The organism is Myxosarcina sp. GI1(2024) (genome assembly GCF_053543375.1).
Genome location: NZ_JBKGTY010000001.1, coordinates 1,216,330 through 1,243,173, shown reverse-complemented (window position 1 = coordinate 1,243,173; position 26,844 = coordinate 1,216,330). Strand labels below are relative to the sequence as shown.

Here is a 26,844-nt window from a genome sequence, read left to right as displayed (position 1 = left end):
GTTATTTTAATGAGGCAACTAGATTTATGACCGTTGCAACTAATGTTCCTGCTTTTTGTCAGGGGATTCAACATTTTAGAGAGACTATACCTGGTTTTGATGAATATGGCAAAGAACCAGCCATCAGCCAAGGACAAAAGGCGATCGCTTCACCCACAGATAAAGCCGCCGTCTATCAAACTATGCTAGCAGCAGAGGCGTTACGCTATCTAACTCTTCAGATTACGGCGAGCAAACAGTCTGGTCATCCCGGGGGGTTTGCCAGTATTGCCGACACGATTGCCGCTTTGGTAATGTTGGGCTACAAAAATATTATTACCGAAGTAGGACATCACGCTCCCGGCTTTTATAGCAATGTCTTTTTAGATACCTCCCTAGAAGCGATGGGCATTAATACCGTTCAAGAGCTGCGCGATCGCTTTCGAGAGATGCGTGGGCTTTTAGGACACTTATCGGGGCAAATTCCAGGACTGCTCAACCCTGCAGGACCTTTGGGGCAGGGACAACATTTTGCTATGGCGGCTGCCAAGCTCCATCCCGGGGTATTATTTCCCGTTACCATCGGCGATGGCGGTATTGGCGAACCCTATGTGATGAGTAGCTTCGGTCATTTTAATACTGCCTATCCCCAAGTAACTAACTTTTTACCCATCCTAGTGTGGAACGGTTATTCTCAAGAACATCACAGCATGGTATCGACTAAAACCAATGATGAGATGATTGAGTATTGGGCGGGTAATGGTTTTAGCGAAATTATCTTGGTAGATGCTAAAGAGTACGACGACAGTAACCAGGTTAGCGATTATGTCGACAGTACCCTATTTTCTTTCGAACAACGCTTGGCATTTACGCAGGCAATATTAGAGGGTGCGGACGAGGCTGCTAAGTCAGCATTAGCTGGTAAATTAACCGTTCTCATCATCAAGCAGCTAAAAGGCGCGGGAGTACACAAACGAGGCGCGCAATCACATAACCTGTATCCCGGCGATCATGTTGAAAAAGACTATATCGTTCATGCTTTGAAAGCAAGAGCTTTAACTCCTGCTGCCTGGGAATTAGTAAGAACTAACTATTTGCGTGCTAGTGGCGGTGCGGCAGTAGATACTGTAGTTACCGAACGGGAACATCCCCTACCAGAGTTGGAAGACTTACCGCTAGAACAATATGAAGTAGGAGGAGAGAAAAAAGTCGCCACCACGGCGATGGGGGCGATCGTAGCCCATGTAGGACAGCAAGACTCTGACTTTATCGTCGCCAATGCTGACGGTAATGCCGCCTCGGGAATAAATAATATCAACATCGCTTTAAGAATTATCCACCCGACTACCGATGAAACTTACTTTCAACAGCCTCAAGGACAGGTTTATGAACCTCTCAGTGAAGATGCCTGTGCGGGTTTGGCTGCGGCACAGGCGCTATTCGGGGCGCGTTCTCTCTGGTGTTCTTACGAATCTTTTGCCGTTAACGGTTTACCTATTTGGCAGACAGTCACTCAGGCGATGGCAGAATTACGCCGTGCCACTCCTTCTACTATTACCTTATTTACCGCAGGTGCATTAGAACAAGGGCGTAATGGATGGACTCACCAACGCCCTGAAATTGAAAATTACTTTGCAGCCATGATGCGTAATGGTAATATCTTTCCCTTATTCCCTTGCGATGCTAATAGTATTCAGGCTTGTTATCAATGGGCTTTGGGAACTAAAAATAAAGGGATTACGATTACTGCTAGTAAATCTCCTCTGCCCGTTCGTACTACTTTCGAGCAGACGAGCGAAGCTCTGAATAAAGGTGCAGTCGTCCTACAGGAAACTTCGGGCAGTAAAACGGTTGTCTTTGCCGTAGTCGGCGATATGACTTTGATTCCTGTTTTTGAAGCCGCAGCACAATTAGAGTCTCAGGGCATCGGTTCTAAAATTATTTCAGTAATCAGCCCCCGTCGCCTATATCGTTCTACGGATGTAGCTTGGGAAGAATGTAGTCAATCAGACGGTAACTTCCTCAGTGATGGCGAATTTGAAACGATATTTGGTGGGGATGCTTTAATTGGAGTTACTGGTGGCTCTAGTGCCATGTTAGAACCCGTTATCTTACGTAGCAACTGCAAGCGAGATGTTTTTGCCTGGAAGCAGGGGGAAACTGCCAGCAGCGCGGGTCAAATTATGAGCTACAACGGTTTAACTGCCGAGAATTTTGTCAAGCGATCGCAAGAATTGCTCGGTTAAATTGGAACTGAAATATAAGAGGTGAGACTATATTTCTTGCCTCTGTTTTCTTCTTCTACTCGACCTAGCGATAATAAAATATTTAGTAATAAGGCGGGTATTATCTATCTTGCCTTTGTTTTTTAAGATATTAGCAATTACTCTCAGCCTATGCTTATTAATTAGCTTTCTTAATATCGAACCTGCTTATAGTCGTGGTGGAGGCGGTGGCGGATGTTTTAGTGCGGGAACATTAATTTTAACTCCAGAAGGTGACAAACCAATCGAGCAATTACGTTCGGGCGATCGCGTTATTAGTTATCATTTCTCAACTCATCATCAAGAGCGAGGAACTGTTGGTAAAATCGAAATTATTAATTCTCCTGATTACTATTTAATTCAATATCAGCGTGATTGGACGACCAAAAATTTTTCATCAATGACTGATTATATAAACGAATATTTTTATACAAAACAAAAAGAAATTTTCAAAAGTAACTTTGGTAATAATTTTGATATTATTTATGATTGCCGTTTATCTCAGATAATACCTATAGATATTGAACTAGAAGAATATCAATGTTTTTTTAGAGTTCAAATTAACGGAGAAATGATTAATTTTAAGCTTTCTCCCACAGGATACATTTTTAGTGGTAAACCATATCATCGTTCTTTTGGTGAGTATTGGGATGTCAAGTTAACGCTAACCCAAAAATACTATTTAGTAAACATTAGTCAAGTTATATAGCAAACCTACTAGCTCAATAACAACGCAATGGATACTTTAACCCTCGACTTGCGATCGCTCGAATTAACCGACGAACAGTTTTATCAACTATGTATCGATAACCGCGATTTACACATTGAAAGGAATGCTGATGAAGATATAGTGATTATGCCCCCAACAGGCGGTGAAACGGTAAACAAAAACGCGGAAATTATTGCTCAGTTGTGGGTTTGGAATAATCGGACTAATTTAGGTAAAGTTTTTGATTCTTCTACAGGGTTTAAATTACCCAACGGTGCAAATCGATCTCCCGATGCTTCTTGGATACCTTTAGCTAAATGGGATGTTCTAACTGACGAACAAAAACAAAAATTTCTGCCTCTATGTCCCGATTTTGCGATTGAACTGCTTTCACCCAGTGACGACTTAGCTAAGACTCAAGCAAAAATGCACGAATATTTGGATAATGGCATGATATTGGGCTGGCTAATCGATCCTCAAAAACACCAAGTAGAAATTTATCGTCAGGGAAAACAAGTTGAGATTTTAAATGCGCCCAATAGTCTATCAGGAGAAAACATATTACGTGAGTTTATCCTCGATTTGCAACCTATTTTGTAAGATCGAGTTCATGGGAGTGACATTGATTATGACGAGCTACAAATAAACAGGACAGGTTGTTAGCCTGTCCTTAAACTTTAATAAAAGATTCAAAACCAATTAGAAGTTCATTTCCGCAGCTTGAACTCTTTCAATTTGTTTTTTCTTAATTACCAGCAATACCTGAGCGATCATAATGCCGGCTACAAAAACTACCAAGCCAGCAATCCGAGCGGGACTTTGTAAGACTACCTCAGTATCTTTTTGTCCAAAACCGCCGACGTTGGGGTTATTGGTTAAAGCGTCACCAGCCGCAACTTGTTGACCTTCAGTGACCATAAGTTCGGGACCTGGAGGAATGGAATCGACTACGGTGTCTTCGCCGGTATTGATGGTTACTTCGTAACCGCCGCCATCTTGAGGGGCAATTGCAGTAATCGTACCGGCAGCAGAAGCTTTGAACATATTGTTATTGCTCAACTCTCCCGTGGGATAAAGTTGTCCGCGTCCGCGATTTGCTCCCAAGTGAACCGCATATTTGCCAAAGTTGATGTTTTTGTCAGTTTTGGGGTTGGGAGAGAGTACGGGAAAAGTAATTTCTTGGTATTCTTCTCCTGGTAGGGGTCCGACTAAAATGACGTTGTCATCCCCTTCTTTGTATTCTTGAAAATACATACTGCCAACTTTTTCCTTCATCTCTTCAGGAATGCGATCGTCGGGGGCAATTTTAAATCCTTCCGGTAACATGAGAACTGCACCGACGTTTAAACCGCTTTTAGATCCATCTCCTAATATCTGTTGGCTTTCTAGATTGTAAGGAATTTTGACTACGGCTTCAAATACCGTATCGGGTAATACCGACTGAGGAATTTCCACTTCGGCAGCTTTTTCAGCTAAATGGCAGTTGGCACAAACAATTCTGCCCGTTGCTTCTCTCGGAGTATCGGGTGCGGTTTGTTGCGCCCAAAAAGGATATGCCGCAGCCGATTGGGAAATAGCCACATCGCTAGCCAAGAAAATAGCAACTGTGGCGATCGCTACTAATACTGTTTTAATTATTATTCGTTTGGCAGTAGGCAACCATGCCAATGGTCTATTTATGGTCATTTTGTTGTTTGACAATCTCAAAAATTTTAAATTCTACTTACGGTATCTGGTACGATTGCAGTTTCACTCAAGATAAAAGCAATTTACCTTTTATGCCCACCATGGGTCTTCACCAGTACGAAAATCGGTTTCCGTCCACTCACTAAAGACTAGTTTGTCATCTTCGGTAACCTCAGCGTGAGCTAAAGCTAGAGATAAAGGTGCCGGTCCTCTGACAACTTTGCCAGCCTCATTGTACTGAGAGCCGTGACAGGGGCAGATAAATTTGTTTTCGCTACCATTCCAAGGAACGACACAACCGAGATGAGTACAAACAGCGTTAATACCATAGTCGGCAATAGTATCGTCTCCCTTGACAACGATATAGGTGGGGTCGCCTTTGAGTCCTTGAGCTAAAGTGCGATCGCCTGCGTTGTGTTCGGCTAAAAATTCGCTAACGATGACATCATTTCCCAATGCGTCTTTGGCAGTTACACCACTGCCCGCACCACCGCTAGAAGGAGGAATAAAGTATTTGACTACGGGATATAACGCTCCTAAGGCTACACCTGTAATTGAACCAAAGGTCAGCAAATTGACAAATTGCCTGCGCCCCATACCGGGAACATCTGAGGAACCAGAAATTTGAGTCATAATGATAAGATGTAAATTTTTGTAAACTAAAACAAGGACAAGTACAAATTCAGCAGTTTGTGTTTGGGTCTCTTAGCTGGTTTGTTGATGCCAAGATACCAGACATTAGGGACAGCTCATGAGGCTGAGGTTTCCTCACCCGCCCTCTCTTTATGAAGTTTCTTGTCTTTAAATTAACAATTAGGCACGGGGTGAAAACGAAGTTTTCCACCCAACACCAACCAATGTATTAAATTATTACAGAGATTGAGTACTCATTGACAATCAGAGTTAAGATTTTACCTCAGAGAGACAGGAGCATGATAACAGGCGATCTGTTACGAGAACTATTATTAGAAAAGTGGGGTTGTTCCTACGATATTCAGCTAAGAAAAGTTAAGGGAAAAATTTTTGTTCAAGTGATGTGGAAATATTTGGAACAAGCTTCTTTTCCCATGTCAGAACGAGAATATCGAGAACATTTAAATGCGATCGCTAGCTATCTTAATGCTTGGGGCGGAGACGAACAAATCCAAAACCACATCAAACAAACCCGCGAACGTCCCCGATTGGGAAAAGCTGTTAGTATTCCTCTAGACTTGGGAGAACGTACTTCTGAGTGGATTATAGATGATGTATGAGTTGTGTTTGGATTGAGCGATCGTGAAAGGGAAACGAATTGGTGTTATCGGTGGCGGGCAGTTGGCTTGGATGATGGCACAAGCCGCTCGAGATTTGGAGCTAGAATTAATCGTTCAAACTCCCAGTCAAGAAGATCCTGCGGTTAGTAGAGCTGCAGGGGTAGTGCTAGCAGAGATTGAAGATGTAGCTGCTACAGCCGAGCTAGCTAAACGCTGCGATATTATTACATTTGAAAATGAATTTATTAATCTCGATGCTTTAAAAACTTTGGAACGGCAAGGAGTTTGCTTTAGCCCCAACCTAGCTACTCTGGCGCCATTACTAGATAAGTACCAACAGCGTACCTATCTAGAGCAAATTGGACTTGACGTACCTCGGTTTGCTCCCGTGACGACTACAGTAGAGCTTGAGAGTTTCGAGCTTCCTTTAGTTCTCAAAGCTCGTCGTCATGGATATGACGGACAGGGGACATTTATCGTTCGCGATCGCGCCACACTCCCAGAGATCCTCGAACGAAACAAATTGCAGATGTTGGCGGAGGAGTTCGTTCCCTTCACTAAAGAACTGGCGGTAATTGCGGCTCGTAGCGCATCTGGAGAAACTGTCATTTATCCCATAGTAGAAACTTACCAGCAAAATCGCGTCTGTCATTGGGTAAAGGTACCTGCCGACATTTCTCAAACAGTACAAGAGAAATGTCAGGAGATCGCGCGAAAACTACTCGAGCGGCTTCAAGTAGTCGGGTTATTTGGGATCGAATTATTTTTAACCGGCGACGAACGAGTGTTGGTTAACGAAATTGCACCGCGTACTCATAATTCAGGACACTATAGTTTGGATGCTTGTTACACTTCTCAGTTTGCCATGCAGCTTCAGGTGATCGCCGATTTACCTTTGGGTTCGCCTCGGCTAAAGTCTGCTGGTGCGGTAATGGTCAATTTACTGGGATACGAAAATTCTCATTCTGATTATCAGCAGCAGCGAGAGCAAATCGGTGCTATTGCCAATGCTCACCTATACTGGTACGGTAAAACCTCTTATCCAGGCAGAAAATTAGGTCATGCAACCGTATTACTAGATCGACAAACCCTTCCTCATGCTAAAGCGCTCGCCAAACAAATCGAATCAATTTGGTATCAAACCAAGTTGGACGAAGGTGCTGAGGAGCGATCCAAAATAGCCAAGTAGGAAGTCAAGATAATTTCCCTTGTTTCTCTCCCTATCTCGCTCGCCGGCTTAATCTCTCTCTCCTAAAACACTCCAGGGAGAAAGTTGTGTTGTGGTAGTAGTATTGCTCTCGGGACTGTTGGTATTTAGACTGAAGCCATAAATTATCGGTATCGCTCCAATGACAAATGAGCTACAAACAACGAGAAGTACGGTATAAATCGGATTGTCGTGACGTTCTCTAACACCTAAGTGGTGATGAGTGCGGTCGGTTCTCATGTTTTTTACCCTCCGAAAGATTGCCTAGCAAAATTTAAGTTTATCAAGGCTTTTGGTAACAATGACTACTATTTCAATAATCTGTAACAAACGATACTTTACTTTTGACTACGAAATGCAGCTGGTCAAAAATATTAAATGAATGTATGTTTAGCAAATAATCTAAGTTTTAAGTCCGAATTATTCCTTTGAAGTTCGGCTCAATCTCGAATAATGAGCAAATGTAACGAAATGCAAACTATAATAATTTGAGTTAAGTAAAAACCAGATTGAGATTTTCAGATGCGTGTTGCGATCGCCGGAGCAGGATTGGCAGGATTAGCTTGTGCCAAATACTTAGTAGATGCAGGATATCGACCAGTTGTCCTCGAACGTCGAGATGTGCTTGGTGGCTTGGTGGCTGCTTGGCAAGATGAAGATGGAGATTGGTATGAAACGGGACTGCACGTATTTTTCGGAGCGTACCCAAATATGCTGCAGTTGTTTAAAGAATTGGGCATTGAAGATCGACTGCAGTGGAAAGAACACACCCTAATCTTCAACCAGCCAGAAAAACCAGGAACTTATTCGCGCTTTGACGTTCCCGACATTCCCGCCCCCTTTAACGTGATCGTTTCCATTCTGCGTAATAACGATATGTTGACTTGGGAGCAAAAGATTCGTTTTGCCATTGGGTTGCTACCAGCAATTGTCAGGGGACAAAAATACGTCGAAGGTATGGACAAATATAGCCTTTTAGAATGGCTGAAAAAGCAGGGAGTTAGCGATCGCGTCAACAGTGATATTTTTATCGCTGCCTCTAAAGCTCTAACTTTTATCGACCCCGATGAGGTTTCGGCAACCATTCCCCTTACTGCACTCAATCGTTTTTTAAAAGAGCGTTATGGTTCCAAAGTCGCTTTTCTAGACGGTTCCCCTACCGAACGATTGTGTCAGCCACTGGTAGACTATATTGTCGAACGAGGTGGAGAAGTCCGCTTAAACGCACCACTTAAAGAAATTTTGACCGATGAAGAGGGGAAAGTCACCGGTTTTAAACTCAGAGGCAAAAACGGTGCTGGTGATGAAACTCTAACAGCGGATATCTATGTTTCGGCAATGTCGGTCGATCCGCTAAAAACCATGCTGCCCGAGTCTTGGCGAAAAATCGAATTTTTTAATAAACTGCAAAACATTGAAGGTGTAGAAGTAATCAATCTACATCTGTGGTTCGATCGCAAGCTATCGGATATCGATCAATTATTATTTTCTCGCTCGTCCTTACTCAGCGTTTATGCCGACATGAGTAACACTTGTAAAGGATATGCCGATCCGGATAAATCGATGTTGGAGTTAGTTTTAGCACCAGCCAAAGATTGGATCGCTAAATCCGATGAAGAAATCATCGCGGCAACCATAGAAGAACTCAAAAATCTTTTTCCCGATTATTTCACAGGGGAAAACCGCGCTCGACTCTTGAAATCAAAAGTAGTAAAAACTCCACGTTCGGTATATCGAGCTATTCCAGGTAGACAGGCTTATCGCCCCACTCAAAAGACCCCGATTGACAACTTTTATCTCGCTGGTAGCTATACTATGCAAGAATATTTGGGAAGTATGGAAGGTGCGGTTCTGTCTGGTAAACTAGCAGCTAAAGCGATCGCTAATGATTATCCAGTCATCCTAGCGAGGGAACCCGAAAAAACTGCTGTAGAAATCTAATTGACGATCGCTAGTCTCAAGCAGTCAGTCATATTAGACAATGCTCGACAATGTAATCCTACTTCTTGCCCTCCAACAAAAGACAGTATTTCTGTTTGCTGGTGAATGTTGCAACTACCAAAATCACAACCGAAAAAAAATCTCGTCTCAACTGCCGAGTCTTATGAATACTGCCGCCAAGTTACGGCAGAATATGCCAAGACTTTTTATCTCGGTACTCTATTGATGCCCAAAGAAAAAAGTAGGGCAATTTGGGCAATTTACGCTTGGTGTCGTCTTACCGACGAACTGGTAGATGGTGTTAAAGCAAGATATACAACTAAAGAAACTCTAGCAGAATGGGAACGGCAGCTAGAATCGGTGTTTGCAGGACAGCCAATTGACGATACGGATGTTGCCTTAGTAGATACGATCGAACGTTTTCCCCTCGATATTCAACCGTTTCGAGATATGATCGCCGGACAGCAGATGGATCTCAATCGCAATCGCTATCAGACCTTTGAAGAACTAAAGCTTTACTGCTATCGGGTAGCGGGTACGGTGGGTTTAATGTCCAATGCCGTGTTGGGAATTAAAAATCGCTCTAATTCCGTTCCATGGGAAAAAGACAAATCACCCTATATTCCTACAGAAGAAGCGGTAAGTTTGGGCATAGCCATGCAGCTAACCAATATCTTGCGCGATGTTGGGGAAGATGCCAAACGCGATCGCATTTATTTACCTCTAGAAGATTTAGCCGCATTTAACTACAGCGAAGAGGAATTGCTGGCGGGTGTTATTGACGAGCGCTGGCGAAAAGTTATGCGTTATCAAATCGCACGAGCCAGAAAATATTATCAGCAAGCGGAGGCGGGAATTCGCTATTTGGAATCACGTTTGGCGGTTTGGTCTGCTTTAATGCTCTATCAGGGAATTTTAGATGCGATCGAAGGTAATAACTATGATGTTTTCCATCAGAGAGCTTACGTCTCCAACTACAAAAAGACGCTAGCTTTACCCGTTGCCTGGTTGAGAGCACAAGTACTGTAAGGGTGATTGGCTAATTGCCCTGTCGTCATTGGAATCATGCAGCGTATAACTATTCTCGGTTCTTGTGGTGCTGGTAAATCGACACTGGCAAGAATTTTGGGAGTAAAACTTTCCCTACCAGTTATTCATTTAGATTCATATTACTGGCAGGAAGGATGGGTAGAAACGGAGCGAACAGATTGGATAAACATCCAGCAGCATTTGATTCAGGGCGATCGCTGGATTATAGATGGCAACTACAGTAACACTTTAGAGATGCGCCTTAAAGCAGCCGATACGATTATTTGGCTGGATTTTCCTCGTGGGTTGTGTTTGTGGAGAGTAATTACTAGATATTTAAAGTACAGAGGTCGAGTTAGACAAGATATGGCTGCGGGCTGTGAAGAAAGACTAAACCTAGAATTTTTGCAGTACGTCTGGAATTTTCCCGCTCGAAAGAGAGCCGAAATCTTAGCTAGACTAGAAAAATATCGAAATTTTAAGCAAGTAATAATTTTGCCAAATCCCCATCGCGTCTCAGACTTTCTCGAACAAGTATCAAAGCGATCGCCTTAACGCCCAGTTCCCATAATTACTTGCTACATACTACTTTCTACTTTTTATCACCGCCCAATACTATAAATAGTTTGACCTGCCAACTCACCACAGAGTTCCGATGGTTTTTGACTTCTAGGATAAGTTTGTCGATCTAAGTTTACCTGCAACCCCGTCATTGGATCGTCACCAGGGGCGAGCAAAAATTCAATACTTTCTACTTCGTTCCAGCTTGCCAGAAGATCTAATATTTCGGCTATCCCCGACATATAAGGATGATTGCAGTCTCGATACCAATCTGAAGCAGCGAGGTTTGACTGGTCGAATCCCAGATGGAAAATTAACGACGAACGATTGAATAAGGCGATCGAAATTGGTCTGGCTTCTTCTTGCAGTAAAAAATCGTAGGTTTGAGCCAAGTAGCGAATTTTATCCAGTCTTTGATAGCGGAGAGTAACTGAATTTAACTCTTGTTTCCAAGAGACGGCGATGGTAATTAAATAGGTTTGTAGCAGTAAATGACCGAGTTTCTTGGCTTTGGTCGCCAAATATTGAGAGTTATAATCGGTAGCTTCGATCAATAAAGGCAGGCGATCGACAATTTCCAAACCGTAGCCTTTTAACCCCGCAATTTTACGAGGATTGTTAGTAATCAGGCGAATCTGTTTGATTCCGAGATCGTTGAGTATTTGCGCTCCCATGCCATAATCGCGTAAATCTGGAGCAAACCCCAGACGTTCGTTAGCTTCTACCGTATCTAAACCAATGTCTTGCAAGGTATAGGCTTTGAGCTTGTTCACCAAGCCAATACCCCGACCTTCTTGCCGTAAATAAACTACAACTCCCAAACCATGGGTCTCGATCATTTTTAAAGCCGACTGTAGCTGCATCCGGCAATCACAGCGTAGAGAACCTAGGGCATCCCCCGTAAGACATTCAGAGTGCATTCTGACTACGGCAGGTTTAGCTGCAAGTTCTGCAAGATCTCCTTTGACAATCGCCAAATGTTCGGTATTGTCGAGAGTGTTGCGGTAAGCGTAAATTTGAAAATCTCCAAATTGACTGGGAAACTTACAGACTGTTTCTCGATAGACGAAGCGATCGTTTTTGAGGCGATAACTGATTAAATCGGCAATACTAATCAGCTTGAGTTGGTGTCGACGAGCATATTCGACTAACTGAGTCAATCGCGCCATCGAACCATCGGGATTTTGAATTTCGCAAATTACTCCTGCAGGATACAATCCCGCCAATCTTGCTAAATCCACGGCCGCTTCCGTATGTCCCGCTCGTTTTAGAACTCCACCTCTTCTGGCTCTTAGGGGAAAAATATGCCCCGGACGCACTAAATCTTCGGGGCGACTAGCGGGATTAATCGCTACTTGAATAGTACGAGCGCGATCTTCGGCAGAAATTCCCGTAGTCACTCCCAGCTTGGGAGCAGCGTCAATACTAACCGTAAAGGCAGTTTGATTGCTGTCGGTATTTTTACTAACCATTAACGGCAGATCTAGAGCATCCAATCGTTCTCCCGTCATTGCCAAGCAAATTAGACCTCTGGCTTGTACTGCCATGAAATTGATGGTTTGAGGAGTAGCAAACTGAGCGGCACATATAATGTCGCCTTCATTTTCACGGTTTTCATCATCTACTACTACTATCGAACGTCCTGCTTTAATATCAGCTAGGGCAGAATCTATTGTATCGAAAATAACGGGGGCGTTTTGAGGCGTTTTCACTACCAAAATTTAATTTACAGCAACGCAGTCTTAAATATCTCTTTATCTCTTTTATTTTGATTGTAGCTTTTTTTGCTGGCGACATAAATACAGTTTATTAAATCTGACGTTCGATAGGTGAGTTGCCTTGAAATTATTTTGTAGTTGTCAATTCTATTAAAGTGATTCTCGGTTGGGTGAATCAAGCCTCATAGAAATATTTTTGAATTTTTGATTAAATAATATCAATTTAAGCTGTTACTAAAGGTACTAAGTTGACAGGGTAATCAAAAAACTTATGCCCAGCGATGGCTAACTTAAATATGAGCAGGTGGTATATTGTCACTCGCCATTAATATTTCTCTTTGCAAACTGACTGACCGATTAATCGATCTTCATACATGTTAATTATTGCTGAAAGTATTTTTTGGACGAGTTTGGGAATTTTCTTATTGCGCGGAAACTTCATCACCTTGAAAACTCCCAAGTTGCTAGGACTACTTTTGTACTGGATAGGCATTCCCCTGCAAATTCTAGCTTTAGCCCAACGTTCTAATTTTCAAGGAGCGGCTTTACTTCCTCCTTCGACCGCAATTATCGTACTTTTAGTAAGAATGGTAGTGGCATCGATCTGTTCGCTAACTTTTTTTAATAATTTCGAAGATCGTTGGCAAGATCGGAGATTGCTCGACTACGATGCTGAAACTGGAGGGAAACAGGTGGATAGGCAATCTCGTCCCATAACCCCATGAGAAGAATCCTCATCTCACGTTTTGCCCACTCTAACAGTCGAACGAAAGCTGTTATCGTCTGAGTCGAGGTTATCGCAGCCTCCTTGGTGTAAATATCCTCTGGCGATCGCGCCATTTGGTAGCGAAATCGATGATTTGGAGAACGAGCGCCATAAAGCTATTAGAGCCAGCAAAGCCAGCTTCGTTTTAGCTTCTATGCTAGGCAATACTGGATTTATTGGCTTGGCGATCGATCCTACTTTGGTTGGTCCGACTTACTGTAGTTTGTGGTTAATTTTGTTTAAATAAAGTAAGGAATCTAAAGTAGTAACTACAAATAACTACAAAAAAGGAAAAATTGTCCCTTACTATTCAATTGGTGACGATTTACCAGCCCGTCGAAATCTGGTGGCTTCGATTACAATAGAATTCTCTACTTGGATTAGATTATTTATAGTTGCCATTGCTAAATTCTATATTCGCTATAAGCATTAATCTATTGTTCTGACTTAAACTAAGTATGAGGGGCATTTTTTAAAGAAGGAAAAAATACTGAATGGCTAATCTAGATTACCGGAGGCAAAACAAGACCCGCAGGCAATTTGTACAAGAACACCCATTTCAAGATAGTGCCTTAGGATTGGTATCCACTAGAAGTTTTCCAGCGATCGTCGGTACAGCTGATATGATGCTCAAATCAGCAGAAGTGACGATGGTTGGTTATGAAAAAATTGGCAGTGGTTATTGTACTGCCGTGGTTAGGGGCAATATTGCCGATGTGCGTTTAGCCGTAGAAGAAGGTGCTAGAACTGCCGAAAAGTTTGGTGGGTTGGTTTCCAAGCTAGTCTTAGCACGTCCGATGCCTAATCTAGAAGCCGTATTTCCTATCGGTAGTCATTTGCTCGAACTCGCTCAAAGTAGACGGGGTTACAGTCGCCTCAGTAACCGTTCTATAGGTTTGATAGAAACTAGAGGCTTTCCGGCAATGGTGGGAGCAGCTGATGCGATGTTAAAGTCGGCTGAAGTTCAGTTGGCTTCCTACGAAAAGATTGGTGATGGCTTGTGTACGGCGATTATTCGGGGTTCGATCGCCAATGTAGCGATCGCTGTCGATGCGGGAATGCAAGAAGCCGAAAGAATTGGCGAACTTCATGCGGCAATGGTTATTCCCAGACTGTTAGAAGATTTAGAACATACTCTCCCCGTCGCCAGCTACTGGATCGATGAAGTAGAACCTCTACCAGTTCTGTTACCCAACAAAGTCAAAGAGAAAGAAAAACAGCCACTGGAATTACCCCAAGCAGATACCAAACCACTTCCTCTCAAAAAAAGAATCATGGAAATAGAAGAACTTTAGAAATAGTTTCGAGCTTGTTTGCACTAAAATAAAGCGAATCTTATTTCACCAGATACGACAAAATCTCCTCGCGCAAAGTTAGAGGCTACCTCACCATCGAAATTTTTACCAGTATAAGTAATAGGAAAAAAACTTGGTATTGCTCCCAAGATACGCCGGCATATGATGACTATAACTAGGTGGTTGACTTACGTAATATTGTAAGATCGACGAGTTTGCTTTTACGTTAGTGTTAACTATTAAATGACTCCCAATATTTCCACTATTGACTTTTGTAAACTTGCTTCTGGCGATAATCTAGAGTTACAAGTATATAAATTTATTGGCAAGCAGCCAGGAAAAAAGGCTTATATTCAAGCCAATGTTCACGGCGCGGAAATCGTAGGTAATGCTGTTATTCATCAGCTAATTGAGTTTCTATCCGATTTAGATGAAGAACGAGTAAACGGTGAAATCTGGTTAGTTCCCGTCTGTAATCCACTGGGAGTCAATCAGCGATCGCACGTTTTTTCTAGTGGTAGATTTAATAGTTACGATGGTAAAAATTGGAACCGTATTTTCTGGGATTACGAAAAAGAATGTCAAGACTTAGAACAATTTGCTAAGTCTCAAATAGATAAAAAACCTGAAGAAATTCAGCGAAACTATCTCCACAAAATTTTAGCTGCTTGGCAAGAAGAGTTAGCTGACTTACAAAAACCCAGTAGTATGTCACTTAGCAAACAATTTCGCGCTAAACTACAATCTCTTTGCCTAGATGCTAATTACGTTATCGATCTTCATAGTTCGAGCAATCAGGGAATCGACTTTACTTTTTGTTTTTCAGGAAGAGAAGCTGCCGCTAAATATTTATTATTAGAATACGCTATCTTATTCGATGAATATGATGGCGATGCTTTTGATGAAGCTTTTTTGAAACCTTGGTTGGCTTTAGAACGACAATTAGCCAAGTTGGGTAAAAATATTCGCTTTGAGGTTGAATCTTGGACTTTAGAACTAGGTTCGGGAATGGCAATGAATCCTAACTCTGTCGCTCAAGGAGTTAAAGGAATTATTAATTATTTGGCTTTCAAAAATATGTTGCAGTTAAGCGAATTGCCGCGCTCCAGAGAAATAAAGTTAGTTAAAAGAGATAAGATTAATAGTTACTATGCTCCTACTGGTGGAATGATTCAGTCGAGATTGCCTTTGGGTACTAAGGTGGCTTCTGGCGATCGCCTCTATCAGCTTTTAAGCTTCAACAAACAACAGCAACCACCGGAAATAATCGATATTCATGCCGAATCTCACGGAATAGTTTTCGATCTTGCTACCAATCATTGTGTCAATCAAGGCGAGTATGTTTTGGATATTTTAGAATATTAATAATGAACGAAATTCTAACAGCTATTCCCGTTGCACCCGAGGGTTTTAAGTCTGGTTTTGTGGCAATTGTCGGCAGACCAAATGTAGGCAAGTCTACCTTAATGAATCATCTGGTCGGTCAAAAAATTGCCATAACCTCTCCCGTCGCCCAAACTACGCGGAATCGTTTACAGGGAATTTTAACTACAGAAACGGCACAAATAATTTTTGTCGATACACCAGGTATCCATAAGCCACACCACGAACTAGGTAAAGTATTAGTTAAAAACGCTAGAATAGCCATCGAATCTGTCGATTTAGTCTTATTTGTAGTTGATGGTTCGGTAGCCGCCGGAACGGGCGATCGCTTTATCGCCGATATTTTAAAACATAGTTCGCTTCCGGTAATCTTAGGCTTGAATAAAATCGATTTACGCTCCAACCATCGCGAATCGATCGACGATAGTTATGCCGAATTAATTGGCGATTGCAACTGGGAACTAGTCAAGTTTTCGGCACTTACTGGTAAGAGAACGGAAAATTTACAAAACTCATTAATTAAATATTTAGAACCAGGTCCTTATTATTATCCTCCCGATTTGGTAACGGATAAACCAGAACGTTTTATCATGGCAGAATTGATTCGGGAACAAATTTTATTACAAACCAAACAAGAAATTCCCCACTCGGTAGCAATTGCGATCGAAAAGGTGGAAGAAACGCCTAAAATTACCAAAGTTTATGCGGCAATTAACGTCGAACGTAATTCTCAAAAAGGAATTATCATCGGCAAAAAAGGCAGTATGCTCAAAGCTATTGGCTCTGAAGCACGCCAGCAAATACAAAAACTAATTTCGGGCGACGTGTATCTAGAGCTATTTGTTAAGGTAGAACCAAAATGGCGACAGTCCCGTCTGCGCTTGGCGGAATTTGGCTATCAGGTAGAAGAATAATTTATGGCTGACAACTCATCAATAGCGGTTACGGTTAAATTATTTGCCATTTACCAAGAAGCTTTTGGCAAACCAGAACTAAATTTAAACTTTTCTCAACCAATTACTGTAGGTTCGGTTTTGGAAACTTTAATCGAACAAAAACCAGAACTAGCACAGTGGCGAGATGTCACTCGTTTTGGTGTCAATTTAAAATTTGTCGAGTCTGATACACTGCTTGAAGACAGAGACGAGGTAGTATTAATTCCCCCCGTCAGTGGCGGTTAAACGTTAAAAATAATTTGAATTTAGGTTAAATTCTGTAGTAGAGATGGCGAAAAAGATATTAGAACTCGACCATGTCTTCATCTGTTCGTCCTCGCTGGATGCAGATGCTAATGCTCTCAATGCTTTCGGTTTACAACTGGGTGGTTCATTTATTCACTCTGGTCAAGGAACAGCAAGTAAGTGTTTTTTCTTCAATAATGCTTACCTTGAGTTACTCGGACTGCATAATCAGGAAGAAGTGCAATCTAAAATTGTTCGTCCTACAAGATTGTGGGAACGTCTTCACTGGCGGGAAAGCAAAGCATGTCACTTCGGCATTTCTTTCCGTTACATTGCTGGTGCTATAAATACTTCTTTTCCATTGGGCTGGCAAAACGCAGGAATTAGCTCAAGAAAACCTCTAAAATTACCTATAAATACCCAACTGCGTAAAACTAAAATTGGATCGCTAAACCTTTCAGGACATATAACTTTTCAATTGGTAAACCCTGTAGAAAAAGTCAAAGGAACTTTCCTACAGGGTAGCTAAAAATTAAACTGCGATCGCGCTATTTAGGCAGTAACAGCCTTTTTAGGACTAGCAGATAGTTCGCCGGAAGCATATTTAGTAGCAAAGACATCCAAAGTAGTTTGTTTGATTTTGCTTGCATTGCCAGCAGTTCCGAAAGCGTCATAGCGTTTTAAGCACACTTGTTTCATGTACTTAATTGAAGGCTTGAGGAAGTGACGGGGGTCAAAGTTAGAAGGATCTTTAGCAGCAGCCTCGCGAATAGCGGCAGTAATTGCCAAACGGTTATCGGTGTCGATATTTACCTTACGCACGCCACTCTCGATCCCTTTTTGAATTTCTTCGATAGGTACGCCGTAGGTTTCAGGAATATTACCACCGTACTGGTTGATCATGTCAATCCACTCTTGAGGTACGGAAGAAGAACCATGCATGACTAGGTGAGTGTTGGGTAGGCGGCTGTGAATTTCTTCAATTCTGCCAATAGCCAAAATTTCGCCAGTAGGCTTACGAGTAAACTTATAAGCACCGTGACTGGTACCAATTGCTACAGCCAAAGCGTCTACTTGAGTACGTTCGACAAATTCTACTGCTTCGTCGGGGTCGGTTAAGAGTTGCTCTTTGCTAAGAGTCCCTTCAAAACCATGACCGTCTTCTTTGTCACCTTTACCGGTTTCTAGAGAACCCAAACAACCGAGTTCCCCTTCTACACTTACACCAATCGAGTGAGCTACCTTAACAACTTCTGCAGTAACGTTAACGTTATATTCAAAACTAGCGGGAGTCTTAGCATCTTCTTGTAAAGAGCCATCCATCATGACGCTAGTAAAACCATTGCGCATTGCCGAGTAACAAGTAGCAGGACTGTTACCGTGGTCTTGGTGCATAGCGATAGGAATATGAGGATAGCTTTCTACTGCAGCGGTGATTAAGTGACGAAGAAAGTTTTCTCCTGCATATTTACGTGCGCCACGAGAAGCCTGTAAAATTACTGGGCTATCAGCTTCGTCAGCAGCCTGCATAATCGCGATAATTTGCTCCATGTTATTAACATTGTATGCAGGGATGCCGTAGTTGTTTTCAGCAGCGTGGTCTAAAAGCAAACGCATTGGTACGAGTGCCATAGATGTCCTCCTAAATATATTTTTTTGTTTATAAATGGCGTTCCTCTATCTCCTTGGGATAGGAACGCACCATTAGTTGACGCACCTCGAATTTTATTAAACGAGGATTTTCACTCTAACCAATTCAAACGCGATCGCGATTGTTTTAGCTAGTTAGTCACACCAAGCATCATTTTGTTGGTGTAGTTTAAGAAAATTATATTTCTTAATTGTTAATCTTAAGGTATTTTTTAGATTTTAAAACCAGAAATTCTCAGATTCTTCCCAGGGTGGCTATTGTGGCGAGTTATTTTTCGCCTCTAGAATACTGGATTTGGATATATTTTAAATCCGTTAACTCAATCGGTCGCTGGATGTAAAATCCAGCGCTGCGATTGAGCGTTGCTCAATTAGAATTGACGAGCGAGCGATTAGGAACCGTCCCGACTGAGTTGAGTATTGGGTATGCAGATACAGTTATCCTCGTCGATATAGATCGAACCTTGACGACGCAGCTTGCCCATCAAACGAGTTACGGTAACGCGAGTCGAGCCAATGGCACTACCAATTTGAGCGTGAGTTAAAGTATAGGGCAGGCAATAACCTTGTCTCTCGGCACTGCCATACTCTTCGACTAAGAGGGTTAAAAAACTCGCTAGCCTGTCTATAGTTTTTCTTTGACCTAGGGCACTCAACCATAACAATTTACGCTGGTGTTGATAGCGAAATGCTTCGTATACTTCCTGGCGAAAGTCAGGCCAAATTTCTAAGTCATGCCAATAAAGCCAAATTACCCTAGTACAATCTATATGAGCGTATGCTTGAAGACTAATTGATGCCTGCGCCACAATTTCAAAAGGTTGACCGGCATTAATAAAACCAAGAAATGCTTCTTGGATTAATTCTTCGTCTAATTCTGTAGCAACTTTGGTTAGTTTGTGTTTGGGCGTACCAATCAAGCGAATTGCTCCTTGACTCACTAAATATAGCAGTTTGGGGCGAGTGGGAATGCGTTCGTCTTTGTTAAAAATACGATCTCGATAATGTGTTTGCGCCCAGTCAATAATGCTTTGCCAGGTTGAAAATCGGGGAGATGCCTCGGACAGTGAATCGAAGAAGTGCATATCGAACAGGCAAAATGGTGGCTCAAATAAGTATTAATTCTATATGAACGACAATGTATCGATAAATACTTTTTCTGTTAAATTTCTTAAACGTCAAGAACTAGAACAAAATTCCCTCAGAAATTTATTAACAAAAAAGTTAAGACAAGTAATCGATTTATATCGGCAAACTAAAGATATATCTATCGATTTAGAGTTAATCGATGCTGCGCTCGATCGTAAAATTGTTTTGCTGTTTGCTGAATCTTCTAAGATTATATATCGCTGTGCTATTGCTTTTGTGCTTGCTAAATACTTTAGTTTATCACCAGCTATTATTGCTCGAGAATTAGTGGCTTTATTGCCTTTAGTTGGTGTCGAACCAACTGAGACTGGTTTAGAATTTAGAGTAACGATATTTTCAGCATGGATCGATTTTTACTGGGAAGAGCTTACTTTAGCTGCCTGGTTAGAAGAGACGATCGCCAATTTGAACGCTTGTCCGTTATTAAGTTTAGATTCTTTGCCCCAAAACAACCCATCAACTCAGACCGATTTATTTTTCCCTCAGTACGTTCATACTCGCTGCTGTTCCTGGTTGCGTTTGGCGGAACGAGAAAATTTAATCGAGTTGCGCGATCGCGCTTTTACTAGTTTAATTTGGCCAATAGCCCAACCCGATCCCATAGTCTGGTTAGATCCAGCAGGCAGATTTTATTTGACCCATGCCGCAGAATCTAACTTGTTGTTTCAATTATTAACCGTCGTCGATAAATTAGACAGCCAAACCGAAAATTGGCGAAAAATAGCTTTTAACCTCAGCAAGGCAATGTTAGTTTTTGAAGCCCAATGTCGAATTTTTGGTGCAGTCAAGCAGAATTGTCCGCAACGTGCGATCGCGCGTTTGGGGTCGATTGCTTTAGTGCAGTATTTTTTACATAAATTACTCACAATTAAACTTGGCTCAGTGCCCTTTACAGAGCTTTAAATCAAGTCTAGTTAAATTTAACAGCTTGACAAAGAGCCTATGTTTGTTTAATATCTTGGGCGTGTGAGGAGCGAACCAGATTAAGAGAGCCAAGACGAAACTAGGCAAGTCGTTGGCTCTCTTTCTGAATCTTTAGCTGGTGCTAGTAGAATGTTTTTGGAGAAAAGTGTCTACCTCAGCAGGGGTGGGTTGGGCAGAGATTGCCCCCGATTTTGTCGTAGTTAAGCCACCAACCGCACAGGCATAAGTAACCACTTCTTTGACTGTGACGCGATCGCTCAAGCTTTCAATTCCTCTTTGACATAATTGATGGATAAAGCCTGCCAAGAAAGCATCTCCCGCACCTGTAGTGTCTTCAACTTGGACTTTAAACGGAGTTACCGACCCTTCGTTATCGCTCACACAATAGCTGACATCAGCATCCCCATTACTAACTAACACTCCTTCTACCGAATCGAGATGATAGTAAATTGCTCCTGCATCGGCAGTATCGAACAGCCAACGTGCTTCTTCCTCAGCTAGTTTGAGAAAATCCACATATTCCCAAAGTTCGTTAATTAGCGGCAAAGCTTCAGACTCGTCTTGCCAAAACATTCCGCGCCAGTTAACATCCAAAATCACTTTCAGATGGTATTCTTCAGCTAATTCTAAAGCGCGAAATACTGCTTTTCTAGTTTGAGGATATGCTAGTTCTAAAGTACCGATAACTAAAAATTCAGCATCTAGAAATAGTTTGGGAGGTAATTTTTCGGCTTGGAGGTGAGCGTCGGCAAATTCATCGGGTCGAAGCTCGCCAAACCCAGCAAAAGTGCGATCGCCGGTTGTGGAGCGCACGACATAAACTTGACGAGTAGGAGCCTGTCCAGAACGTTGCACTCCAAAAGTATTTACTCCCACTGTCTCTAAAAGTTTTACCAGTGCGTCACCGGGGGCATCCTTACCCACACAACCAATAAAAGCCGCAGGAGTACCTAATTTCACCAAAGCACAGGCGACGTTAGCCGGTGCGCCTCCTGGATATGCCGTCCAAGATTTAACCTCTTCCAAAGGCTTTCCCAATTCATCAGCAAGGCGATCGAACAAGATTTCTCCCAAACAAATGACTCTGGTAGCGTTAGGGACGTTTTCGTTACTATTCAATCCTGTCTCCTCGATACAGATTGACTACTGGTCGCTCGTCCGCCCATCTTCACTTGGTGGGGAATGAGTGACACTATTTATTAGTATTTACCATTTTTCTATTTTCTCAGAGAAACTGCATGAGTTTACAAGATTTAATCTCTCAATCAAAGATTGGAGAAAAAAGTAGCTCGATCGCTTTGCCATTCGGGTTACTTGTAACCTAGACGATCGCCAGATTGCTGCTAGATCGAACAAACTAGCAATGTAGTAAAATACTTCATCAGGCTTTTTATTGTTTTAAAGCTCGCCCCGAATTTCTTCTACTACCCCGTCTCTAATTACCACTTCCACATTCATCTTCTTAATCAGGTTATCTCCTTTTTCTAGTCTAAAAAAGCTATCCATCTGAGCCTGAACTACTTCTTGGTCTAATTCTAAAAGCTGTATTTGCTGTAATTGCTGTAGAATCTGGTTTTTCTTAGTGAGAATCTCGCTTTTTTTCTGATTGACTTGAGTTTGAATATTTTCTATTTGTTTGCTTATTTGTGGAGTTGCAGGTTGTTTGGCTTGTTTATTAATTTCTTCGATAGTTCTATTGCCCTGCATATCGAGCTGCTGCATTTGTTTGTCTAGTTGAGTTAACTGATTTTGCAGTTGTTGTTGCACTTCTTCTTTCCATCTAGCCGTAACGATCGCTTTAATAGTTACGGGACGTTTTAACATTAAGCTTGCAGTAGCGTAATCCATAGTCGTTAAATTTCTAGTTAGTTCTCAAGTTGAGTCAGAGATTACTGCGGAATCTATTTCCGTAGTAATCTCTGAGCGTTAGTAAATCACTGCTTAAAGATTACAGGTAGTTTCTAATTAAAGATCGATTACTTCCTGAGTATTTAATCTTTTTACTTTTAACTGAATTTGGCTTGATTGTCACCTTTTTTTTGAGGGGAAATAGCAGGAGAGAAAAGGTAAAAAAGAGAAACATTTTTAACTCGCTAAGTAGGTAAACAGAATTAAATTCAAAATAACAAGAGTTATTAGATCGCCCAAAACCTTTATTACTCCTGTCTCCTGTCTCCTAACCTTCACAGTTAACTTTAATTTAGTCCATTTACTTACTTGCTGTTTTCCCAGTGCCCAAAACCTAGATCCTATAGCCTAAAACAACTTCTTGCCTTTTCTACATTCTCTCCTACCTTGGCGTTATCAGTCGGCAAACATTTCGTCGATTAAGTTTTGATAGCGTTCGGTGACTACAGGACGTTTAATTTTAAAGGTTTGGGTCATGGTGCCTCGTTCTTGAGAAAATGGCTCTAGAATTAAACGAAAAGTTTTGATTATATCCTCAGCACGATAACCAGGACGATTTTTAACCTCCCGATTTAATTCATTACGATATAGTTTTTCTACGGCAGGATGCTTGAGATTGCTAGATTGGCTTGCTTCTGGAGAACTGTTATCCTCGGGTAGATCGAGCTCTAACTGTTGTTCTCGTGCCCACTGTCGCAGATTATCTAAATTGGGAACGATTAAGGCACCGAGCGATCGCTGGTCTTGTCCGACTAACATAATTTGATCGATGTAAATACTGCGAACGCAAGCATCCTCTATGGGTTGGGGTTCGATGTTTTCTCCATTGCTTAAAACGATAGTATCTTTAGCTCTACCTGTAAGAACTAGATCTTTTTCTGGCGTTACCCAACCGAGATCCCCACTGTCAAACCAGCCTTCTGAGTCGATCGCCTTAGCTGTAGCTTCTGGGTTATTATAGTAACCCTGCATCACTTGGGTACCGCGAATCAATACCAACCCCGTTTCACCTGGGGGTAAGGTTTGGCGGGTTTCGGGATCGACAATTTTAATTTCGGTTTCTAGTAGGGGTTGACCTGCGGTTCCCCTAACATTATGACTAGGAGTACGGGCATTAGTAATTGGAGAAGTTTCGGTCAAACCATAGCCGACAAAAACATCTATCCCAATTGCTTCGTAAAAGTCGTCGAGATATTTGGCTAAAGAGCCACCTCCACTACAAACCGCTTGGATATTACCCACCGCAGTGCGAATTTTACGATAGACTAAGCGATCTGCTAGGACGTGAACAGGTGCGAGTACCATTGCCTCTAGTTTGGCATTGGCTCTTGCCAAACCAGAAACTTCAAAATGCTCTAAACTAGTATTGTTAGCGATGCGTTTGTTAATGATATAGCTTTCGGACTGTTTGAGGAAGAAATTAACTAATTTTTGTTGTTTTGGGGATTGTTCTTTAAGTTGTTTTTGAATCCCATCATACAACGATTCCCAAAGCCGGGGAACTCCTACCATGTAAACTGGTTTATATTCAGTTAAATCCTTTTTAAAGTAGCGAATCGTAGTATAAATCTGCGTGCAGCCATGAGATAAGAAAAAGTATTCTCCCGCCCGTTCGTAAGCGTGCCAACTGGGAAGAATCGATAGTAAAGTATCTCCTACCTGTGGTTGAAATATAGTTTCAATTGCAACGATCTGATGCAGTAAATTACCGTGAGACAGCATTACTCCTTTAGGTTTGCCAGTAGTTCCCGAAGTGTAGAGTAAAGTTGCCAGAGTTTCTTTCTGTTGTTCGACTGGTTGCAGTTGATGTTTTCTGCCCAGCTCGCTTAATTGTTGGTAGTTAAGAACTTTGAGAGATTCGTTTTCGGGGGGATGTTCGTCAGATAGTAAAATTACAAATTTTAGTGGTAACTCGTCTAATCGGAAGCGCAACTTAGCCAAAGTTTTGAGATTTTCAACGATTAAACTGGTGCTCTCGCTATTTTTGAGAATGTAGGCTAACTCTTGCTCGTCGGCACTAGAAGAACGAACTACATTCACTCCACCTGCCGTCATCGTAGCGCGATCGGCAACAAACCAACGTGGACTATTATCGGCAAATAATGCTATCTTCTCCTGGGGTTTTAATTCCAATGCCTGTAATCCAGCAGCAAGTTCTCGGACTTGAGTATTTAATTGCTGGTAAGTTATTTTAACTTCTGGTTTACTATGGGGGTCGTGCAGGGCAACTACATCGCCAAACTTTTCTGCGGTTTTTGGCGTAATCTCTGATAGAGACTGAATTTTACTATAGTCAATGAGTTTGCGATTCATAAAAATAACTTGTAAACAATTAGCTTGATAAGTTAGTTTTAATATTTAATTTAGAGAATTGTCTGTTTTTAGTTACAGTTTTTAAATTGCTCCTGGCGATCGCAGCATTGATTTTAGACGTAATCCCCTAAAGCCGAATAATTTAATTACCGTATTAATCTTGAGCAACGCTCAATCGCAGCGCTGGATTTTACATCCAGCGACCGATTGAGTTATTTGTCTGACTACCGTTAAGGCTGAATAACTTACTCCTGCCGTACCTTCACCAGGATGAGTAGAGTCTCCTACCAACCACAAATTTTTAATCGGGGTGCGGTTGGCAAAACCAAAAGGTCCAAAAGTCGCTACTCGCTGTCCCATACCGCCCACTATACCTTTGGCTCTCAAGGTGAATTTCTGAAACGTACGAGGGGTAGCAGCCTCGACATGAATTATCTTGTCGTCAGTAAGATCGAAATAAGTCCCTAATCTGGCGATCGCTTCTTGAGTATACTGTTCCTTGAGATGATGATAATCTGCTTCGGTTCCCTTCCACCACAAATCGATATGGGTAAAAGTAGAGGCGATAATCGTAGCACAGCCTTCTGGGGCGCGTCCGTCTCCAGGTTTGCTCACCGAAACAAACAGTGAATTATTTTCGCCAATAATGCCTTCTCGATCGTAAAGAAACTGGAGGTGAGGGGGACAATTATCGGGAATGGCTTCCCGTTTGACACCGAGGTAAACTACAAATGCTCCCGATGGTTGCGGTGACTTGTCGACTCGGCGTTGGTAATTCTCGACTAACTGGCTTCTCCATCTCGAACCAGAGAAACTATTGGTGTCTAATAGTTCCATTAAATTCTGAACGGTGACGTTAGCAACAATTTTGTCTGCTGGTGTAGTTTGAGTTTCGCCCGTCTTTTGGTTGCGTACCGTTACTCCAGTTACCTTACCTGCTTGAGTGTGAATTCGTTCGACACTGTGGCGCATTAATAGTTTACCGCCATATTTTTCTAGACCTACTACCAGGCGATCGCTCAACACCTGCATGCTACCTTGAAGATGAAATAATCCTCGGGGAGATTGAGACACTGCTAAAGCCGTAGCTGCGTATAACAGTGCGGTTTCATCGGCATTTACCTGGGAGTAGAGCTTGAGTTGCAAATCGAGAAAAGTCTTCAGGCGTTTATCATCATCTAAGCCGTAGAGTTTGAGAGCATCTCCTACGGTCATCAGAGTAAAAGGTACGGTAATCAGAGTATTTAATCTGACTGCTGAAACTAGCTGCCACAAATCCCAGAGATTACGAGGCGGCAACACTGGATCTCGTGCTTGAAACTGCCAACTAGCCTCGAGCAAACGGCTGATTAATTGCCAAAACGGTTCGCTACCAGGAAACTGTTTGTTTCTCTCTTTTCGCCATTTTGCGGCATCGCGCCACACGTTGATTGGTTGGCTTTCTCCAGGCAAAAATACCGCACAAGCAGGATCGCAGTAGCTGGCTGGGGGAAGTTCGATGTCTAACTCTTGAAAAATACGATGGTGAATACCGCCTAGTTCTAAACCCGCTACTTGAGTCGCACCGACATCAAAAGTAAAACCGCGACGATTGAAAGTAGAGGCGCAGCCCCCAGGAACGAAGGCTCCATCGTAAATTGTAACCTGGTAACCACCCTTAGCGAGTAAAGCTCCAGCCGTCAAACCGCCTATTCCCGCGCCAATAACAACTAGAGAAGATTTGTGTTTTAGATTTGCAGCGATCGCCATGAATTAATCTTTTTTACATTTCTTAATATATTGATTATGACAAGTTTTTAGGCAACAGATCGAGGGGGTTACTGATGACGAAGAACTATCTTAGGTGAATTTCAATTTTTTTTAAACTATGGTTTACTTTTTAATTAAAACTACTTAACTTTTAAGTATGAATTGAAGGCGTAAATAGC

General features: G+C 42.0%; 26 protein-coding genes. 16 read left to right on the top strand and 10 right to left on the bottom strand.

What is annotated here, in order from left to right; genetic code table 11:
* The first annotated feature begins 26 nt into the window (after positions 1 to 26).
* The 3 genes from ACLFKQ_RS05960 (at position 27) to ACLFKQ_RS05950 (ending at position 3,552) form a co-directional block, all read left to right on the top strand.
* A complete protein-coding gene (locus ACLFKQ_RS05960) occupies positions 27 to 2,225 on the top strand; it encodes a phosphoketolase family protein (RefSeq protein WP_448998933.1) in 2,199 nt (732 codons plus the stop codon).
* A gap of 109 nt (positions 2,226 to 2,334) precedes the next feature.
* Entirely contained in the window at positions 2,335 to 2,952 is a 618-nt protein-coding gene (locus ACLFKQ_RS05955) for a Hint domain-containing protein (RefSeq protein WP_448998932.1), read from the top strand.
* 27 nt (positions 2,953 to 2,979) lie between these two features.
* On the top strand, positions 2,980 to 3,552 hold the full coding sequence (locus tag ACLFKQ_RS05950) for a Uma2 family endonuclease (RefSeq protein WP_448998931.1): 573 nt from the start codon (positions 2,980 to 2,982) through the stop codon (positions 3,550 to 3,552).
* Between the two features lie 99 nt (positions 3,553 to 3,651).
* Here ACLFKQ_RS05950 and petA read toward each other — a convergent pair whose 3' ends face one another.
* Together petA and petC are read right to left on the bottom strand one after the other, a co-directional pair.
* Positions 3,652 to 4,659 (bottom strand): cytochrome f, encoded by a 1,008-nt coding sequence (gene petA, locus ACLFKQ_RS05945; RefSeq protein WP_448998930.1) that lies wholly within the window; start codon positions 4,657 to 4,659, stop codon positions 3,652 to 3,654.
* 69 nt (positions 4,660 to 4,728) lie between these two features.
* Complete coding sequence (petC, locus tag ACLFKQ_RS05940; protein ID WP_448998929.1) at positions 4,729 to 5,271, bottom strand: cytochrome b6-f complex iron-sulfur subunit; 543 nt, start codon at positions 5,269 to 5,271, stop codon at positions 4,729 to 4,731.
* Positions 5,272 to 5,573: 302 nt separating this feature from the next.
* On the opposite strand from petC, the gene ACLFKQ_RS05935 reads away from it, so the two are divergent.
* Both ACLFKQ_RS05935 and ACLFKQ_RS05930 read left to right on the top strand, forming a co-directional pair.
* Positions 5,574 to 5,891 carry a DUF3067 family protein gene (locus ACLFKQ_RS05935; RefSeq protein ID WP_448999465.1) on the top strand — a complete coding sequence of 106 codons (318 nt, stop codon included), beginning with the start codon at positions 5,574 to 5,576 and terminating at the stop codon, positions 5,889 to 5,891.
* Positions 5,892 to 5,913: 22 nt separating this feature from the next.
* Entirely contained in the window at positions 5,914 to 7,080 is a 1,167-nt protein-coding gene (locus ACLFKQ_RS05930) for a 5-(carboxyamino)imidazole ribonucleotide synthase (protein WP_448998928.1), read from the top strand.
* A 48-nt stretch (positions 7,081 to 7,128) separates the two neighbouring features.
* Here ACLFKQ_RS05930 and ACLFKQ_RS05925 read toward each other — a convergent pair whose 3' ends face one another.
* Entirely contained in the window at positions 7,129 to 7,338 is a 210-nt protein-coding gene (locus tag ACLFKQ_RS05925) for a hypothetical protein (protein ID WP_448998927.1), read from the bottom strand.
* A 282-nt stretch (positions 7,339 to 7,620) separates the two neighbouring features.
* On the opposite strand from ACLFKQ_RS05925, the gene pds reads away from it, so the two are divergent.
* From pds to ACLFKQ_RS05910, 3 genes are all read left to right on the top strand, one after another.
* Positions 7,621 to 9,039 (top strand): 15-cis-phytoene desaturase, encoded by a 1,419-nt coding sequence (pds, locus tag ACLFKQ_RS05920; RefSeq protein ID WP_448998926.1) that lies wholly within the window; start codon positions 7,621 to 7,623, stop codon positions 9,037 to 9,039.
* A 105-nt stretch (positions 9,040 to 9,144) separates the two neighbouring features.
* Positions 9,145 to 10,068, top strand: coding sequence for a 15-cis-phytoene synthase CrtB (gene crtB / locus ACLFKQ_RS05915; RefSeq protein WP_448998925.1), 924 nt, complete (start codon positions 9,145 to 9,147; stop codon positions 10,066 to 10,068).
* 36 nt (positions 10,069 to 10,104) lie between these two features.
* Positions 10,105 to 10,623 (top strand): DNA topology modulation protein, encoded by a 519-nt coding sequence (locus ACLFKQ_RS05910; RefSeq protein ID WP_448998924.1) that lies wholly within the window; start codon positions 10,105 to 10,107, stop codon positions 10,621 to 10,623.
* Positions 10,624 to 10,670: 47 nt separating this feature from the next.
* On the opposite strand, the gene ribBA is transcribed toward ACLFKQ_RS05910, so the two are convergent.
* The gene (gene ribBA, locus ACLFKQ_RS05905) at positions 10,671 to 12,341 is read right to left on the bottom strand and encodes a bifunctional 3,4-dihydroxy-2-butanone-4-phosphate synthase/GTP cyclohydrolase II (RefSeq protein WP_448998923.1); all 1,671 of its coding nucleotides are present in this window, start codon (positions 12,339 to 12,341) and stop codon (positions 10,671 to 10,673) included.
* A 380-nt stretch (positions 12,342 to 12,721) separates the two neighbouring features.
* On the opposite strand from ribBA, the gene ACLFKQ_RS05900 reads away from it, so the two are divergent.
* The 7 genes from ACLFKQ_RS05900 (at position 12,722) to ACLFKQ_RS05870 (ending at position 17,501) form a co-directional block, all read left to right on the top strand.
* Positions 12,722 to 13,072, top strand: coding sequence for a hypothetical protein (locus ACLFKQ_RS05900; RefSeq protein ID WP_448998922.1), 351 nt, complete (start codon positions 12,722 to 12,724; stop codon positions 13,070 to 13,072).
* 21 nt (positions 13,073 to 13,093) lie between these two features.
* The gene (locus ACLFKQ_RS05895) at positions 13,094 to 13,360 is read left to right on the top strand and encodes a hypothetical protein (RefSeq protein ID WP_448998921.1); all 267 of its coding nucleotides are present in this window, start codon (positions 13,094 to 13,096) and stop codon (positions 13,358 to 13,360) included.
* 247 nt (positions 13,361 to 13,607) lie between these two features.
* Positions 13,608 to 14,408 (top strand): carbon dioxide-concentrating mechanism protein, encoded by an 801-nt coding sequence (locus ACLFKQ_RS05890; protein WP_448998920.1) that lies wholly within the window; start codon positions 13,608 to 13,610, stop codon positions 14,406 to 14,408.
* A gap of 243 nt (positions 14,409 to 14,651) precedes the next feature.
* Positions 14,652 to 15,773 carry a succinylglutamate desuccinylase/aspartoacylase family protein gene (locus ACLFKQ_RS05885; protein ID WP_448998919.1) on the top strand — a complete coding sequence of 374 codons (1,122 nt, stop codon included), beginning with the start codon at positions 14,652 to 14,654 and terminating at the stop codon, positions 15,771 to 15,773.
* A 2-nt stretch (positions 15,774 to 15,775) separates the two neighbouring features.
* Positions 15,776 to 16,705 (top strand): GTPase Era, encoded by a 930-nt coding sequence (gene era, locus ACLFKQ_RS05880; protein WP_448998918.1) that lies wholly within the window; start codon positions 15,776 to 15,778, stop codon positions 16,703 to 16,705.
* 3 nt (positions 16,706 to 16,708) lie between these two features.
* A complete protein-coding gene (locus ACLFKQ_RS05875) occupies positions 16,709 to 16,972 on the top strand; it encodes a MoaD/ThiS family protein (RefSeq protein WP_448998917.1) in 264 nt (87 codons plus the stop codon).
* A 43-nt stretch (positions 16,973 to 17,015) separates the two neighbouring features.
* A complete protein-coding gene (locus tag ACLFKQ_RS05870; protein WP_448998916.1) occupies positions 17,016 to 17,501 on the top strand; it encodes a VOC family protein in 486 nt (161 codons plus the stop codon).
* 23 nt (positions 17,502 to 17,524) lie between these two features.
* Here the strand turns inward: ACLFKQ_RS05870 and fba are convergent, their stop codons facing one another.
* Both fba and ACLFKQ_RS05860 read right to left on the bottom strand, forming a co-directional pair.
* Positions 17,525 to 18,604, bottom strand: coding sequence for a class II fructose-bisphosphate aldolase (gene fba, locus ACLFKQ_RS05865; RefSeq protein WP_448998915.1), 1,080 nt, complete (start codon positions 18,602 to 18,604; stop codon positions 17,525 to 17,527).
* Between the two features lie 410 nt (positions 18,605 to 19,014).
* Positions 19,015 to 19,707 (bottom strand): Crp/Fnr family transcriptional regulator, encoded by a 693-nt coding sequence (locus tag ACLFKQ_RS05860; RefSeq protein WP_448998914.1) that lies wholly within the window; start codon positions 19,705 to 19,707, stop codon positions 19,015 to 19,017.
* Positions 19,708 to 19,750: 43 nt separating this feature from the next.
* Here ACLFKQ_RS05860 and ACLFKQ_RS05855 point away from each other — a divergent pair, with 43 nt between their 5' ends.
* Positions 19,751 to 20,674 carry a hypothetical protein gene (locus ACLFKQ_RS05855; RefSeq protein ID WP_448998913.1) on the top strand — a complete coding sequence of 308 codons (924 nt, stop codon included), beginning with the start codon at positions 19,751 to 19,753 and terminating at the stop codon, positions 20,672 to 20,674.
* Between the two features lie 132 nt (positions 20,675 to 20,806).
* On the opposite strand, the gene ACLFKQ_RS05850 is transcribed toward ACLFKQ_RS05855, so the two are convergent.
* From ACLFKQ_RS05850 to crtD, 4 genes are all read right to left on the bottom strand, one after another.
* Positions 20,807 to 21,814, bottom strand: coding sequence for a carbohydrate kinase family protein (locus tag ACLFKQ_RS05850; RefSeq protein ID WP_448998912.1), 1,008 nt, complete (start codon positions 21,812 to 21,814; stop codon positions 20,807 to 20,809).
* Between the two features lie 279 nt (positions 21,815 to 22,093).
* Positions 22,094 to 22,543: a YlqD family protein gene (locus tag ACLFKQ_RS05845; RefSeq protein WP_448998911.1), complete on the bottom strand. Its 450-nt coding sequence runs from the start codon at positions 22,541 to 22,543 to the stop codon at positions 22,094 to 22,096.
* Between the two features lie 456 nt (positions 22,544 to 22,999).
* The gene (locus ACLFKQ_RS05840) at positions 23,000 to 24,916 is read right to left on the bottom strand and encodes an AMP-dependent synthetase/ligase (protein ID WP_448998910.1); all 1,917 of its coding nucleotides are present in this window, start codon (positions 24,914 to 24,916) and stop codon (positions 23,000 to 23,002) included.
* A gap of 171 nt (positions 24,917 to 25,087) precedes the next feature.
* The gene (crtD, locus tag ACLFKQ_RS05835) at positions 25,088 to 26,665 is read right to left on the bottom strand and encodes a C-3',4' desaturase CrtD (protein WP_448998909.1); all 1,578 of its coding nucleotides are present in this window, start codon (positions 26,663 to 26,665) and stop codon (positions 25,088 to 25,090) included.
* Positions 26,666 to 26,844 lie beyond the last annotated feature (179 nt).